Origin of the sequence: Rhizobium leguminosarum (genome assembly GCF_010668065.1) — a bacterium.
Taxonomy (GTDB): Bacteria; Pseudomonadota; Alphaproteobacteria; order Rhizobiales; family Rhizobiaceae; genus Rhizobium; species Rhizobium leguminosarum_S.
This window is the reverse complement of the sequence record NZ_WUEN01000026.1, coordinates 17,208-32,858: the sequence shown is the minus strand read 5'-3', so window position 1 is coordinate 32,858 and position 15,651 is coordinate 17,208. Positions and strand designations below refer to the sequence as shown.

The window sequence follows — 15,651 nt, the reverse complement described above, 5'->3', positions numbered from 1 at the left end:
AGCTGTGTATAAGAGACAGGATTTCCAAGGGGGCGCCGAAACTTGACACCCGGCAGGGGTGGATGTCCTATTGCTGCACCGCAAGGAGGCCCCGCCCATGAGCGACGACCAGACGCCCGCCGACAGCAAACTCACCACATCCAAGCGCCGCTGGGCGGCAGAGGGCAAGTTCCTGACCGGCCGTATCAGCCGTCCCGAAGCCGAGCGCCTGCCGCCCGGCCAGCACCTTGTCAAGAACTGGCCTGTACTCGATCTCGGCCAGCAGCCTGTCATCTCGACCGAGACCTGGCGGCTCGAGGTGCGCGGCCTCGTCGAAACGACTCGCACCCTCACCTGGGCCGACTTCCAGGCGATCGAACAGAGCACGGGGGTGAGCGATATCCACTGCGTCACCACTTGGTCGCGCTACGACAACAAATGGAAGGGCGTTTCGACGCGCGATCTGCTCGACCTCGCTATGCCGAAGCCGGAAGCAGCTTACGTCATGCTGACGAGCTACGACGGCTATACGACGAACCTGCCGCTCGCCGATTTCGCCGCCGAGGATGCGATCCTCGCCACCGCCTGGGAAGGCCTGCCGCTAACGCCGGAACATGGCGGCCCGATGCGCCTCGTCGTGCCGCATCTCTATTTCTGGAAAAGCGCCAAATGGCTGCGCCGCATCGAGCTGATGCCCGCCGACGAGGCCGGCTTCTGGGAAAAGAACGGCTACCACATCTATGGCGATCCGTGGCGCGAGCAGCGCTATTCCGACGATTGAGCTTTCGGCCGCGAGAAACGGCGAAGCGCAAACACGCCAAAGCCGAACAAAGAGGCAAGCCCCGTCAGCGACGCCATGCTGGCGGCATGAAACGGGATCCCGCTCCAGCGCGGCTTGACGATATCGGCGGTGTTGAAGGCCTCGCCGCTGAAGCGGCAGGTGATGAGCGCAAGACCACGTCGCACCATGTCGGCATCGACAGCGGAAATGATTTCACCGGCCGCAGCGGCCTCCCGCGGCATCTCGCGCATCGAAAGCAAGACTGCCTTGGTCGCGGCGAGATAGGCATGGGCGCATTCGTTGAACGGGCTTTCCTCATCCGTCACGCTGCCCGGCATTCGGCCCCACAGACAGTAGGAATACTGGATCTCGGCATAGTTCAGCACGCGCCGGAACGGCTCGTTCGTATCGACGGCGCGGGATGCAAGATCGATAATCCGACCGCGATAGTCAGACATGACAGCCATCTCGCCATGGGAGATTTGCGGGATATTCAGCCCGGCATGGCTGCCGCCGTCGCTGCGGCTATGGGCAAAAGCGCTTCCGGCAACCACACAAAAAAACGCGGCGGCAGAAAACGCCGTCAGCAGCAGTGGTCTGGCTCTGTCGTTTTTCATAATCGCCCGAAAAGTTCAGGCGCCGGCAAAGCGGCGCCCTTCGATGCGTTCAGTGAAATGCCGTTGCCGGCCGGCCGCGTTGCCCGCCCTTAACGGCAAGCCGCTTTTCCGCCAGCGCCCCGAAGGCGAGGCCGAGCGTTGCCCAGAGGATCGCATGCATGCCGAGCGAGGTCGTGCGGAAGCCCCAGAGCACCATCGCCGAAAAGTTCTCCGGCACCTCGTTGATCGGCGGCAGCAGATAGAGCACGAGGCCGATGAAGACGAGATAGGCGATGCCGGCGATGGTCGCGCCGTTCCAGGGACCGAAGCGCTCGGAGAGACGACGTGACAGCGCCACCGCGGCAACCAGCGCAGCAAGCGAAACGACGATCATCAGGAAGAACAGTTCGGTCCTGACGCCGATCGTGTCGGGATTGCCGACCGCCGGCGGAGTGGCGGGATATTTGATGCTGGGAACAAGCACGACCGCCACGAAGGCGGCAATGGCGATGACGGCCGAGGTGCCGCGCGCCGAAAGGCGGCTGAAGCGACCATGCACGAAGGCGAAGGCGAGCGCAAAGAGCCCGCCGACGGCGACGCTGTAGGCCATGACGCCGGTGAAAAGGCCGAGGCCGGCCTGCGTGGCGCGGCTGACGATTTCAGGTTCGGCAGCTTCGCCGGCCGCCTGGGCGCTCGCCTCCTCGAAGGCGATCGCCGCATCGACCAGCGGCTCGCCGAAGGTATGGGCGAAAGCGAAAACGAGGATGCCGGCAATCAGGCCCGCGAGCATGCCGCGAAGCAGAAGGTTTCCAACCATGTCAGGAACTCCGATCGCGAAGCGCTTTAGTGGCAGGGAAAGCCGAGGAGATGGCGGCCGTCATGCACGAATTCGTGCACATACATGCCGTTGAACAGCGCCATCGCGCCTTCCTCGGTGCCGACGAAATAGAGGACGATGAGCATCAGCAGGCCGCCGAAGATCGCCCAGGGCAGGATCTCTCCTACAGGGATCGGCGCCGGTACTGCTACGGGCGCGAAAGTGGTGTCAGACATGTATTCCTCCGGGAATGACGCGTTCAGTCGAAAGAGTGCTTGTGCAGTAGGGTCTGACTTCCAGCGCGAAGAGCTTTCGACACGCTGGTCACAGTGGCGCGACCGCGCCGGACTTACACCGGCTTCCAAACCCGCAACAGCACGGTTATATCTGCACGCCGAAGAGACTGTCAACGAAACTTCACAAGCCGGCGAAGGACGCTGCCGCCGCATTCCGGGAGACAAGAACGACCGTGAACACGCGCCTCACCTGGATCTGCCATGGCGCGACGGCAGCAAGCCGCAAGGCCCTGTTCCCGCTCGACGAACCGCTGGAGGACAAGGCAGTGGAGGAAGCCGGCAGGATGATCGCCCCGCCCCGCGCCGACCGTATTGCCACGAGCCCCGCCTTGCGCGCCCGCCAGACTGCTGACGCGCTCCGCCTCGAAGCCCAAATAGATCAGGCGCTTTGCGACTGCGACCATGGCCGCTGGGCCGGCAGGTCGATCGCGGCGATCGGGACCGAAGAGCCGGAGAACCTCATGGGCTGGATGAGCGATCCGGAAGCGGCCCCGCATGGCGGCGAGAGCCTTCGTGATCTGCGCAAGCGCATCGCCGGCTGGATGGATGGCCAGACCGTCCTCGGCGGCCACGTCATTGCAATCAGCCATGCGGCCGTCATCCGGGCAGCGATCGTGCATGTGCTGCAGGCGCCGCCCTCCTCCTTCTGGTTGAGCGACGTCGAGCCGCTTTCCGTCATCCGCATGACCAGCAACGGGCAGCGCTGGTCTCTGCGCTTCCAGCATTAGAGACTGCTGATCTTATCCAGCTTTGCACAAGCAAATCGCGTCATCTCTGTTGAACCCGGCTTTGCGGGGACTACTTCCTTGTCCCAAGGAGATGGAAGAATGACATATGATTGGAGTGGCGAGCGCACGCGACGCCTGCGTTTCATGCGTGTCGCCACAGTCACGGTTCTGGTCGGTCTCATCGTCAGCGTCCCGCTACTGATCGTCACCGCCTGAAGCACGAGAAAGGGCGAGCGATGCATTAGCACGCTCGCCTTCGTCTTTCCCGCATCAGCCGGTCTCCCGAACCACGAAGGGGCTCGCGCTGACAACGACGCCCTGGGTCCCCCAGTCCTGTCGGGTCTCTCTGCGGCACAGCAACAGGCTGCCGCCCCCGATAATTCGCCTTCTGGTTTCAACAAACATTTCAGACTTTCGTGATATTTCCGCGAGGGTGGAGATGGAGAAGGCATAATGCCGGTGTTTTTCCAAAGCAGGGCCGGACGGCAATGCGTGTCGATCGTGGTGTCTGGAGTGACCCTCTGGCTCCTCGGCACGCTGCTACAGTTCGACGACAGCCTGGTCGCCTTCATGACCGGTTTCGGCGAGTACGGCGCCGACAAGCTCGTTCTGGCGCTCGGCATCGCCGGCGCCATGAGCTTCATCTATTCGGTGCTGCGCATCGCCGACCTGCGTAGGGAAATGGAACTGCGCACCACCGCCCAGGCAAAGGCCGATTGGACCGCAACCCACGACCATCTGACCAAGCTGCCGAACCGCTACGCCTTCGAGCGCAAGATCCTCTCACGGCCGATCAAGGACGACGAGGCCGAGATCGAGGAATGGGACCGCAACGTCACCATCTTCTCCGTCGACCTCGACGGCTTCAAGAAGGTCAATGACCTCGTCGGCCACAAGGGCGGCGACATCCTGTTGATCGAGGTTGCCAGACGCATCTGCGCGCTCGGCAATGCCGATTGCGTCTATCGCTTTGGCGGCGACGAATTCATCATCGTCGCCTTCGCCCTGACGGCGCAGCGCGAGGAGCGTTTTGCCAAGCTGCTGATCCAGGCCGTCACCCGGCCGATCCATATCGATGGCTTTGCCGTCGAAGTCGGCGCCAGCGTCGGCTATGACCGCTGGACCGAGGAAGCCGAACCGCTGGAAGATGCCGCCCACCGGGCCGACCTCGCCATGTACGAGGCGAAATCACGCGGACCCAACCACTATTTCGTCTTCGAGCCTTCGATGCAGGACAAGGTAACGGAACGCGCCGCGCTGGAAACCAGGCTGCGCGCCGCAATCTCCAACAAGGCGATCAAACCCTTCTATCAGCCGCTGATCGACCTGAAGACCGGCCAGCTTTGCGGCTTCGAGGCCTTAGCGCGTTGGATCGGCGACGACGGCGTCAACATTCCGCCGCCGGTATTCATCGATATCGCCGAGGAAACCGGCATGATCACCGCATTGTTCGAAGATCTTCTCGCCCAGGCCTGCAGCGACGCCCTCACCTGGCCGGAGCATGTGACGTTGTCCTTCAACGTCTCGCCGGTACAGATGGAAGACAGATTGCTGACGTCGCGTATTCTCAAGGTGCTTTCGGCAAGCCGGCTGCCGCCGCAGCGCCTGGAGGTGGAGATCACCGAAAACGCGCTGATTCAGGATCCCGCCATCGCCGCCCTCATTCTCGACGAGCTGCACGCCGCCGGCATCCAGATCGCACTCGACGATTTCGGCACGGGCTATTCGAGCCTCGCCCAGCTTTCCCGCTATCGTTTCGACAAGATCAAGATCGACAAAAGCTTCATCGCCACCTATCGCGACGACGAGCGGCAGGAAAAGATCGTCCGCGCCATGCTCGGCCTCGGCAGGAGCCTCAACATCAAGACGACGGCCGAAGGTATCGAGGAGCACGGCCAGCTCGCCTTCCTGCTGCAGCTTGGCTGCGACATCGGCCAGGGCTATCTCTTCGGCAAGGCGATGCCCGCCGCCGAGGCGGACATCTTCATCAGCGATCGCAATGCCAGTCTGGCCTCCACGGCCTGACAGTACGCCTCAAAAGACCTGGCGCATGATCACGAACAGCAAGAAGGCGATCGCAATCGAGGCCGGCAGCGTCAGCACCCAGGCCATCAGCATGTTACGCACGGTCGACCATTGCAGGCCGGAACCGTTCGCCGCCATGGTGCCGGCAACGCCTGATGACAGCACATGCGTGGTCGAGACCGGCAGGCCGAGATGGTCGGCCGAGGCGATGGTGACCATCGCCACGACTTCGGCTGCCGCGCCCTGACCATAGGTCAGATGCGTCTTGCCGATCTTTTCGCCGACGGTGACGACGATGCGCTTCCAGCCCACCATCGTGCCGAGGCCGAGCGCGATCGCGACCGCCACCTTCACCCAGAGCGGGATGAACTTCGTCGCGTTGTCGACCGCCTTGTGGTAGTTCGTCACCGCGCTGAGGTCGCCGGCATCCATCGGCAGCAGCTTCTGCTTGTCGATCAGCTTCAGCGCTTCACCGATCAGGTAGATGTCGTTGCGGACGTTGCCGACGAGATTGGTCGGCACTGCTTCGAGTGTCGGGAAGCCGGCGACTTCAGCACTGGTCTGGTGGATATATTGCTGCAGAGCCAGAGTCGTCGCATCCGTCCAGCTCTTGTTCTTGACGGCGTTGCTGACCTCGGCCTTATAGTCCGCAACCGTCACGCCAGGCTTCACATATTTGCCGAGCGCGGTTTCCACCTGGGCCGATGCCGACTTGTAGGCTTCGAGATAGTTGACATCGGGCGTGCGGTTCAGCGCGAAAGCCGTCGGCACCAGGCCGATCAGGATGAGCATGATGAGACCCATGCCCTTTTGGCCGTCATTGGAGCCGTGGGCGAAGCTGACGCCGGTGCAGGTGAAGATCAGGATCGCGCGGATCCAGAGCGGCGGCGGCTGGTTGCCCTTCGGCTCTGCATAGAGCGCCTTGTTGCGCACCAAAAACTTCATGACCAGCAGAAGAACAGCGGACAGGCCGAAGCCGATCAGCGGAGAGATCAAAAGCGACAGGCCGATATTGGTCGCCTGCGACCAGTCGACGCCACTGGTCGCAGTGCCTGCCGGTGCCAGGAACTGGTTGGCGAGGCCGACGCCGATGATCGAACCGACCAGCGTGTGCGAGCTCGACGACGGCAGGCCGAGATACCAGGTGCCGAGGTTCCAGACGATCGCGGCAATCAGCAGCGCGAAGACCATGGCAAGGCCGGAGCCGGAACCGACCTGCAGGATCAGTTCCACCGGCAGCAGCGCCAGAATGCCGAAGGCGACGGCGCCGCTCGAGGTCAGCACGCCGAGGAAGTTGAAGAAGCCGGACCAGATGACGGCGAATTCCGCCGGCATGGAACGGGTGTAGATGACGGTGGCGACGGCATTCGCCGTATCATGAAAACCGTTGACGAACTCGAAGCCGAGCGCGATGAGCAGCGCAAGGCCTAGGAGAATCCAGGGAACGGCAACTGCAGTTGTCAGGTCGCGGGCGAGTGCATAGGCGACATATCCAAGGCCGCAAACCAGAACGAACGCGAACAGCGGCAAGAACCACTTGCCGGCCGAATTCGAACTGTGGAGCGGGTGGGACTCGTCGCTATGAACCTGGCTGGGGGCAATATCGGCCATGTCATAGTTCCTTGTTCCGTTTTGCAAATTTGCCTTTTGTAAATAATTCTGCAGCATGAACCTCTCATGACGCCCTACCCGGCCCGCCCCGTAAGCCACTGATGTCGGACGATATTGACGGTGATGCGCTTGGTAGCGTCGCCGTCAAAAAGGGTGACGCGTCACAATCCCAGCCCGCACAAGATGACTGGGTGCGGAGTGATAAAATCGCGCTCCGAGCGAATAAATCCTTCCCGCCTGGGACTCCGACGCTAAGTTCGGTCATCTCACACCTGCGCGGAGTCTTAGAGGACATGTCATCGACCGACCTGCTGCTGACCTTCAACACCGGTTCCTCGACCGTTAAGATCGGCATCTTCGCGATAGACGGCGCCGAGGCGCGGCGCATCGGCAAGGGCGTGATCGATTTCCGCGCCGAACCGCTGTCGCTCGGCCTGACGAAAGGGTCACAGACCTTCGAGATCCCGCTGAAGGCCGAGGTGACGGAAGATCTGCACGGCGTCATCGAAGGGACTTTCTCGCGTCTCGCCGATCACTTCGACATGACCGCCACGCGTGCTGCCGGCCACCGTGTCGTCCATGGCGGCGACCGCTTCACCAGGCCGATCGCCCTCGACGCCACCGCAATCGATGCCGTCGATGCGCTGACCCCGCTTGCGCCCCTGCACCAGCCGCAGGCGCTGCGCTTCATCCGCGCCCTCCGGCATCTGAAGCCGCATCTTGCCCAGACGGCCTCCTTCGACACGGCTTTTCACGCCACGCAGGACGATCTCGTTCGCCGCTTTGCCATTCCCCGCGCGCTGCATGACGAGGGCATCAAGCGCTATGGCTTCCACGGCCTCTCCTATAAATTCATCGCCGGAGAGCTGCGCCGCAAGGCGCCGCGCCCGGCAAAGGTGGTTGTCGCCCATCTCGGCAGCGGCGCCAGCCTCTGTGCGCTGGATGACGGCGTCAGCCGAGATTGCAGCATGGGCTTTTCGACGCTCGATGGCATCCCGATGGCGACGCGCCCGGGCTGGCTCGATCCCGGCGTCATCCTGCATCTGGCCGGTCAGAGGAAACAATCCTTCGAGGAGATCGAGGACCTGCTCTATTATCGCTGCGGCCTGCTCGGCGTCTCCGGCATCAGCGCCGATACGCGCGACCTGCTGAAGGACGGACGGCCGCAGGCGCGCCAGGCGATCGACCTCTTCACACTGCGCATTGCCGGCGAAATCGGCCGCATGGCGACGACGCTTGGTGGCCTTGACGCCATCGTCTTCACCGCCGGCATCGGCGAGCATCAGCCGGAGATCCGCGCAGGCGTGGCCAGGCGGCTGTCCTGGCTTGGCTTTGCAATCGACGAAAAGGCCAATGCTGCCAATGACTTCACGATTAGCACGCCGGAAAGCGGCATCGCCGCCCATATCATCGCCACCGATGAGGAGCAGATCATCGCCGAGGAGGCGCTGTCCCTTCTTGGCAGTGGCTGATCCAGATCAACAGCTTGCCGGCATCGGCCGGTACAATTGACGTTGAAGACGTTTTCGAACGGGAGAAACCCATGGAAAAGCATGTCTCGACCGCCGCCCTTAACGATGCCGAACTCACGCTGATCGACCGCTATTGGCGCGCCGCCAATTATCTCTCCATCGGCCAGATCTATCTGCTGGCCAATCCGCTGCTGCGCGAGCCGCTGAAACCAGAGCACATCAAGCCCCGCCTGCTCGGCCATTGGGGCACGACACCCGGCCTCAACTTCATCTATGCGCATCTGAATCGTCTCATCCGCGCTCGCGACCTCGATATCATCTATATGTGTGGCCCCGGCCATGGCGGGCCGGGCATGGTCGCCAACACCTATCTCGAAGGCATCTACAGCGAGATCTATCCCGATATTTCCGAGGACGCGGAGGGCATGCGCAAGCTCTTCCGGCAATTCTCCTTCCCCGGCGGCATTCCGAGCCATGCGGCACCCGAAACACCGGGCTCGATCCACGAGGGCGGCGAGCTCGGTTACGCCCTCGTCCATGCCTATGGCGCCGCCTTCGACAATCCCCACCTGATCGTTGCCTGCGTCATCGGCGACGGCGAAGCCGAAACCGGGCCACTGGCTGCGAGCTGGCATTCCAACAAGTTTCTGAACCCTGCCCGGGATGGCGCCGTGCTGCCGATCCTGCATCTGAACGGCTACAAGATCGCCAATCCGACCATTCTTGGCCGCACCAGTCACGAGGATTTGCAGAGCCTCTTTGAAGGCTATGGCTACGAGCCCTTCTTCGTCGAGGGTCACGAGCCGCGCGACATGCACCAGCAGATGGCCGCAACCTTCGACAGGGTTTTCGACCGCATTCGCGAAATCCAGGAGGAAGCCCGCAATGGCAAGGCGCCCGATATCTGCCCGCGCTGGCCGATGATCGTGCTGCGCAGCCCGAAGGGCTGGACAGGACCGAAGGAAGTCGACGGCAAGAAGGTCGAAGGCTTCTGGCGCGCCCACCAGGTGCCGGTCTCCAACTGCCGCGAGAATGAAGGGCATCGCAAGATCCTCGAGGACTGGATGCGCGGCTATGATCCGGAGGACCTGTTCGGCAACGACGGCCGGCTTAAACCCGAGCTGCGGGCGCTAGCCCCTGTCGGCGAGCGCCGCATGGGCGCCAATCCGCACGCCAATGGCGGCTTGCTGCGCAAGGAACTCGATGTTCCCGATATCCGCGACTATGCGGTCGATATCGGCAAGCGCGGCAGCGCCATGGTGCAATCGACGGAAATCCTCGGCCATTATCTGCGCGACACGATGAAGCGCAACGCCGATGCCGCCAATTTCCGTATCTTCGGCCCGGACGAGACGGAATCGAACCGCCTCGGCAGCGTGTTCGAAGTCACCGACCGTGTCTGGATGCAGCGTATCGAACCCTACGACGTCCACTTGTCCCGAGATGGACGTGTCATGGAGGTGCTGAGCGAACATCTCTGCCAGGGCTGGCTGGAAGGCTACCTGCTGACCGGCCGGCACGGCCTGTTCTCCTGCTACGAGGCCTTCATCCACATCATCGATTCCATGTTCAACCAGCACGCCAAATGGCTGAAGGTGACGCGGGAACTCGAGTGGAGAAAGCCGATCTCGTCGCTGAATTACCTGCTGACCTCCCATGTCTGGCGTCAGGACCACAACGGCTTCAGCCATCAGGATCCCGGCTTCGTCGACCTCGTCGCCAATAAGAAAGCCGATATCGTCCGCATCTACCTGCCGCCGGATGCCAACACCCTGCTCTGGGTCGGCGACCATTGCCTGCGTACCTATGACCGCATCAACGTCATCGTCGCCGGCAAGCAGCCGGAGCCGCAATGGCTATCGATGGATGACGCGGTGAAACATTGCGAGGCCGGCATCGGCATCTGGCACTGGGCAAGCAACGAGGACGACACCATCCTGCCCGATCTCGTCATGGCCTGCGCCGGCGATGTGCCAACCATGGAGACGCTTGCTGCCGTCGACCTGCTGCGCCGGGCCATTCCGGAACTGAAGATCCGCACCGTCAACGTCGTCGATCTCCTGGCACTGCAATCCAGGGATCAGCATCCGCACGGCCTGACCGACGAGGCATTCGATGCGATCTTCACCGCCGACAAGCCTGTCATTTTCGCCTATCACGGCTATCCCTATCTCATCCACCGCCTGACCTATAAACGCACCAACCACCGCAACATCCACGTCCGCGGCTTCATCGAGGAAGGCACGACGACGACCCCCTTCGACATGACCGTCCTCAACGAACTCGACCGCTTCCACCTCGCCATCGAAGCGATCGAGCGTGTCCCGGGCCTGAAGGAAAAAGCAGGAGAAGCGCTCGCCGCCTTCCGTCACAAGCTTGCGGAACATCACGACTATGTCCGCGAATATGGCGAGGACATGCCGGAGGTGCGGAACTGGACATGGCCGACGGCGTGAAGCGAAAACCAAACGGAATCGCGCGGAACTGGTCGGCGAAGACCATCCGGCGGGAGCAATCGTCAAGCAACGTCTAAAGTTGGTGAAAACCATCGGCGCACTGTTCCTGGAAGGTCGCATCGTAAGCTATGCATCTAGGCAAGCTTCAGGGCCATCTACCGAGGAAACGACATGAAAAGTTTCGCTGCCACGCTCACCGCCGCCCGGCTGGAAAAGGTGCTCGCCTTCTACATGACGCCCGAAGCCCAGCCGGATGGCTCAGACGATGCCGTCAAGTCAGCTGAGGAACGAGACGCATACGAGACCCACGCCGGCGAACGCGCCCGCAAGACGGAGGAGGGCGTCGAAGCCTGGTAAGGAAGTTGCACCGGGCAACCCTTGCGGGTGGCCTATACACCTTCAAGCCGAACCTTTTCTTTCATGCGCCAGACCCGCGGCGTTTCTCCGGTATATTTAACGAAGAAGCGCGAGAAATAGGCGGGATCGGCAAAGCCGAGCCGAAACCCGATCTCCTGAACGCTGCCCAGCGTAAAAACCAGCTGGCGTTTCGCCTCTTCGACGAGTTTGCCGGCGATCAATTCATGGGGAGTATTGCCGGTCATCGACCGGACGATACGGGTGAGATGTGTCGGCGAAAGCCCAAGCTCCCTGGCGTAGAAGGACGCGGGCTTGTGTGATCGGAAATGTTGCTGGATGAGCTCGCTCAGCATTTCCATCCGCCGCTCGTTCTCGTTTGCCGGAAGCTCGTGCGCATTCCCCTCATGGGAAATCCTCGCCGTCAGCCGCAGCGCCAAGGCGACATAGGCGGCCAAGGCCTCGTTGCGGCCGCTGCGGCGGTTTTCGAATTCGTCGCCCAGCCGCCTCAACGTCTGCATGACATAGGCAGCCTCGGCATTATCGGGATCGAGCGGCGTCAGATGCGGCGCCGCCAGCCATTCGCCGAGATGGCTTCGGTCGCCGGGCGGATGGCTGAGATGCGATCTCAACAGGGTGATCACCAGGCCGTCGATATCGCGTGAAAAACGAAAGCCGTGATTGAGCCCGGGCGGCACGGTGATGATGGCCGGCGGACGGATGGCATGGCTCTTTTCGCCGAAGATCGCATCGCCCGAACCGCCTTCGATGTACAATATCTGAAAGAAACTCTCGTGACGGTGCGGGCGAATCTCCCAGTGATGCAAGCTGCTGCGGGAGCGAATTGTTTCGCAATGCAACCAAAAATCGGGCTTTCGCCCGGTATTCTCACCGTAGAGTTCATAAGTAGGGACATGTCTGCTCATAGGGCTCCTCCCGCACCAATGTTCGATTAGTGCAATTTTTCGGTCGGGATGTCCATTGCTGCAGCAAGGACGACACGGCAGAATCTGGCAAAACGCAAAAATGCAGGGAGGAAGCATTTGCGAACGCAGGTCGCCATCATCGGTTCGGGACCATCCGGCCTGCTGCTCGGCCAGCTTCTGACCGAAGCCGGCATCGACAATGTCATTCTCGATCGTGTGAACAAGGACTACATCCTCGGCCGGGTTCGTGCCGGCGTTCTGGAGGAAGGCACCGTCGGGCTGCTGGATCAGGCCAAATCAGGCGCGAGGCTGCATGCCGAAGGCCTGCCGCATGACGGCTTCTCGCTGGCCTTCGACGGACGCGACCATCGCATCGACCTCCACGAACTAACCGGCGGCAGGCGCGTCACGGTTTATGGGCAAACCGAAGTGACGCGCGATCTCATGGAGCGGCGCGAAGAAAGCGGCTCCCTGTCGATCTACGATGCCGTCGATGTCGCGCCGCATGATTTCGACGGCCATTCTCCCTTCGTCACCTATGTGAAAGACGGTGTTGCCAAGCGCATCGATTGCGATTTCATCCCCGGCTGCGACGGGTTTCACGGCGCCAGCCGCAAGGCCGTCCCGGAACGGGCGATCAGGAGTTTCGAGAAGGTCTATCCCTTCGGCTGGCTGGGGGTGCTTGCCGATGTGGCGCCCGTCAGCCATGAACTGATCTACGCCAACCATCCAAGGGGCTTTGCGCTCTGTTCGATGCGCTCGGCGACCCGCAGCCGCTACTACATCCAATGCGCGCTCGACGAGAAGATCGAGAACTGGAGCGACGATCGCTTCTGGGACGAGTTGAGACGGCGTCTGCCGGTGCATCACGCCGAGGCCTTGCCGACCGCGCCGTCCTTCGAGAAATCGATCGCGCCGCTGCGCTCTTTCGTCGCCGAACCGATGCGTTTCGGCCGGCTTTTCCTGGTCGGCGACGCCGCCCATATCGTCCCCCCGACCGGCGCCAAGGGTTTGAACCTTGCCGCCAGCGACGTTCATTATCTTTTCTCCGGGCTGATCGAGCATTATCGCGAAGGCTCGAATAGTGGCATCGACGCCTACTCGCAAAAGGCGCTCGCCCGTGTGTGGAAAGCCGTGCGGTTTTCCTGGTGGATGACGACGATGATGCATCGTTTTCCGGATACCGGGGATTTTGACCAGAAGATCCAGGAGGCGGAGCTCGACTATCTCACCCACTCCCGCGCCGCCTCGACGGCGCTTGCGGAGAATTATGTGGGACTGCCATTCTGATAGGGTTGTCTGAGGTGGGCCATGGACCAGAATTCGACCGTAGAACCGGCCGCCGATAGTTCCGCTCTTCGATACACAATCATAATTGTACAGTTATGGATTACGGTACTTATTTCATTTTACATCACCATTTCGCATGACAGGTTAGCGCTAAATTTCCAGCAGCTAACGAATACGGCGCTGGAGTGCGCCAAAAAGGGAGAGAGAGAATGAAGAAACTATTTCTGGCCGCCATTGCGGCAGTCGCCATGGGCACGAGCGCCTATGCCGACACCATCAAAGTCGGCGTCATCGGGCCGTTCTCCGGTCCGTTCGCGCTCCAGGGCAAGAACTTCAAGGCCGGCATCGACGCCTATATGGCGGTCAACGGCAACACGGTCGGCAGCGACACCGTCGAGATCGTCTATCGCGATGTGCCGCAGGCCGATCCCGCCCAATCCAAGGCGCTGGCGCAGGAACTGATCGTCAAGGAAAAGGTCCAGTATCTTGCGGGCTTCTACTTTACGCCCGATGCCATGGCGGTGACGCCGATCTTGAAGCAGGGCAATGTGCCAATGGTCATCATGAACGCCGCCACCTCGGCGATCGTGACCAAAAGCCCGCTCGTCGTCCGCACCTCGTTTACCACCTGGCAGACCTCGACGCCGATCGCCAAGGTCGCCTTCGATGCCGGCGTCAAGAAGGTGATTTCGGTCGTCAGCGATTACGGCCCCGGCATCGACGCCGAGAACGCCTTCAAGGCCGGCTTCGAAAAGGCAGGCGGTCAGGTGGTCGAGGCGATCCGCATGCCGCTTGCGACCAACGATTTCAGCCCGATCATGCAGCGCATCAAGGATTCCGGCGCTGAGGGCGTGTTCGCCTTCCTGCCGTCAGGTCCTACGACGCTCGGCTTCGTCAAGGCTTACAACGACAATGGCCTGAAGGCTGCCGGCATCAAGTTCTTCGCGCCGGGTGACCTGACCCAGGAATCCGATCTGCCGGCGCTCGGCGATGCCGCACTCGGCATCCAGACGACCTTCCACTATGCCGTGTCGCACGATTCTCCCGAGAACAAGGCTTTTGTGGAGGCGGCAACCAAAGCGATCGGCAACAAGGCCGAACTCTCCTTCCCCTCAGTCAGCGCCTATGACGGCATGTATGTCATCTACAAGATGATCGAGGCGACGGGCGGCAAGCAGGATGCTGAGAAGGCCGTCGATGCGGTCAAGGGCCTTGCCTGGACAAGCCCGCGCGGCCCGGTTTCGATCGATCCGGAAAGCCGTCACATCACGCAGAACATCTATCTGCGCGAAGTGACGAAAGCCGATGACGGGACCTACATCAACAAGGAGGTCCAGACTTTTGAGAAGCAGGGCGATCCGGGCCTCGCCGCCGTCAAGTAACATCGAGCGTCAAGATAGTGACGGGCTTGGCCTGCGATCAGGCCAAGCCCGCCGCATCGAAGCAAGGTATTTCCATGCAGACAGTCTTCAGCATAGCCGTCGACGCCCTTGCCTATGGCATGGTGCTGTTCGTGATATCGATCGGCCTTTCGGTGACCATGGGGCTGATGCGTGTCGTCAACCTCGCCCATGGCGCCTTCGCAATGATCGGCGGCTATATCGCCTCCTATGTCGCCCGCGACCTTGGCCTTGGTTATGCCGCGGCGATCATCGCCGCCGTTGTCATCACCATCATCGTCGCCATTCCGATCGAGCGTTTTCTCTACCGCCGGATCTATGGCGCGCCGGAACTGACCCAGGTGCTGATGACCATCGGCATCACCTTCTGCGTCATCGGCATCGCCAATTATGTCATGGGGCCGACGCTGAAGACCATACCGCTTGCCGGTGCGCTGCAGGGGTCAGCCGATCTTGGCTTCCGCACCATTCCCGTTCACCGGCTTTTCGTCATCCTCTGCGGCCTCGCCGTGGCGCTCGCCCTCTGGTTTACGATCGACAGGACGGGCTTCGGCGTCAAGCTGCGCGCCTCCGTCGATGATGCGGCAATGGCTGCGGCACTCGGCGTGCGCACCGAGATCATCTATGCGGTGAGTTTTGCCGTTGCCGTCGGGCTTGCGGCCTTCGGCGGCGTGGTCGGGGCCGAACTCCTGCCCGTCGAACCCTATTACGCGCTGCGCTACATGGTGACCTTCCTGGTCGTCGTCTCCGTCGGCGGCGCGGGCTCCATTCCAGGTGCACTGATCGCCTGCCTGCTGCTGGGCGCGATCGATACCACAGGACGGTATCTCATGCCGGAATTCGGCGAATTCTTCTTCTATCTCGCCGTGATCGCAATCATCTGCGTCTTCCCGCGCGGCCTTGCCGGAAGGGCGAAGTAA

13 protein-coding genes and 1 pseudogene are annotated in these 15,651 nt (G+C 61.7%); 9 read left to right on the top strand and 5 right to left on the bottom strand.

Annotated elements, in window-relative coordinates:
- Nucleotides 1–97: 97 nt before the first annotated feature.
- Complete coding sequence (locus GR198_RS34485; RefSeq protein WP_029872001.1) at nt 98–760, top strand: sulfite oxidase-like oxidoreductase; 663 nt, start codon at nt 98–100, stop codon at nt 758–760.
- On the opposite strand, the gene GR198_RS34480 is transcribed toward GR198_RS34485, so the two are convergent.
- From GR198_RS34480 to GR198_RS34470, 3 genes are read right to left on the bottom strand one after another with little or no spacing between them, the layout of a single operon-like run.
- Nucleotides 745–1,377, bottom strand: a complete 633-nt coding sequence (locus GR198_RS34480; protein ID WP_164070429.1) for a hypothetical protein — start codon at nt 1,375–1,377, stop codon at nt 745–747. The two genes, GR198_RS34485 and GR198_RS34480, sit on opposite strands and share 16 nt — an antisense overlap.
- Nucleotides 1,378–1,426: 49 nt before the next feature.
- The gene (locus GR198_RS34475) at nt 1,427–2,173 is read right to left on the bottom strand and encodes a CbtA family protein (protein ID WP_164070428.1); all 747 of its coding nucleotides are present in this window, start codon (nt 2,171–2,173) and stop codon (nt 1,427–1,429) included.
- 26 nt (nt 2,174–2,199) lie between these two features.
- On the bottom strand, nt 2,200–2,409 hold the full coding sequence (locus tag GR198_RS34470; RefSeq protein ID WP_003542661.1) for a CbtB domain-containing protein: 210 nt from the start codon (nt 2,407–2,409) through the stop codon (nt 2,200–2,202).
- Between the two features lie 233 nt (nt 2,410–2,642).
- On the opposite strand from GR198_RS34470, the gene GR198_RS34465 reads away from it, so the two are divergent.
- Nucleotides 2,643–3,197: a histidine phosphatase family protein gene (locus GR198_RS34465; RefSeq protein WP_131621846.1), complete on the top strand. Its 555-nt coding sequence runs from the start codon at nt 2,643–2,645 to the stop codon at nt 3,195–3,197.
- Between the two features lie 453 nt (nt 3,198–3,650).
- Nucleotides 3,651–5,222, top strand: coding sequence for a putative bifunctional diguanylate cyclase/phosphodiesterase (locus GR198_RS34460; RefSeq protein WP_164070427.1), 1,572 nt, complete (start codon nt 3,651–3,653; stop codon nt 5,220–5,222).
- A 9-nt stretch (nt 5,223–5,231) separates the two neighbouring features.
- On the opposite strand, the gene GR198_RS34455 is transcribed toward GR198_RS34460, so the two are convergent.
- Nucleotides 5,232–6,833 carry an inorganic phosphate transporter gene (locus GR198_RS34455; RefSeq protein WP_164070426.1) on the bottom strand — a complete coding sequence of 534 codons (1,602 nt, stop codon included), beginning with the start codon at nt 6,831–6,833 and terminating at the stop codon, nt 5,232–5,234.
- A gap of 293 nt (nt 6,834–7,126) precedes the next feature.
- On the opposite strand from GR198_RS34455, the gene GR198_RS34450 reads away from it, so the two are divergent.
- The 3 genes and pseudogenes from GR198_RS34450 (at nt 7,127) to GR198_RS34440 (ending at nt 11,118) form a co-directional block, all read left to right on the top strand.
- Entirely contained in the window at nt 7,127–8,305 is a 1,179-nt protein-coding gene (locus GR198_RS34450) for an acetate/propionate family kinase (RefSeq protein WP_164070425.1), read from the top strand.
- Nucleotides 8,306–8,376: 71 nt separating this feature from the next.
- On the top strand, nt 8,377–10,761 hold the full coding sequence (locus tag GR198_RS34445; protein WP_164070424.1) for a phosphoketolase family protein: 2,385 nt from the start codon (nt 8,377–8,379) through the stop codon (nt 10,759–10,761).
- Between the two features lie 79 nt (nt 10,762–10,840).
- A pseudogene (locus tag GR198_RS34440) lies at nt 10,841–11,118 on the top strand (hypothetical protein).
- A gap of 32 nt (nt 11,119–11,150) precedes the next feature.
- Here GR198_RS34440 and GR198_RS34435 read toward each other — a convergent pair.
- On the bottom strand, nt 11,151–12,041 hold the full coding sequence (locus tag GR198_RS34435) for a helix-turn-helix domain-containing protein (protein ID WP_164070422.1): 891 nt from the start codon (nt 12,039–12,041) through the stop codon (nt 11,151–11,153).
- A 117-nt stretch (nt 12,042–12,158) separates the two neighbouring features.
- Here GR198_RS34435 and pobA point away from each other — a divergent pair, with 117 nt between their 5' ends.
- The 3 genes from pobA to GR198_RS34420 all read left to right on the top strand — a co-directional run bounded on the left by pobA (nt 12,159) and on the right by GR198_RS34420 (nt 15,651).
- Complete coding sequence (pobA, locus tag GR198_RS34430) at nt 12,159–13,331, top strand: 4-hydroxybenzoate 3-monooxygenase (RefSeq protein ID WP_029871991.1); 1,173 nt, start codon at nt 12,159–12,161, stop codon at nt 13,329–13,331.
- A gap of 209 nt (nt 13,332–13,540) precedes the next feature.
- Nucleotides 13,541–14,713, top strand: a complete 1,173-nt coding sequence (locus GR198_RS34425; protein WP_029871989.1) for an ABC transporter substrate-binding protein — start codon at nt 13,541–13,543, stop codon at nt 14,711–14,713.
- A 74-nt stretch (nt 14,714–14,787) separates the two neighbouring features.
- A complete protein-coding gene (locus GR198_RS34420) occupies nt 14,788–15,651 on the top strand; it encodes a branched-chain amino acid ABC transporter permease (protein ID WP_029871988.1) in 864 nt (287 codons plus the stop codon).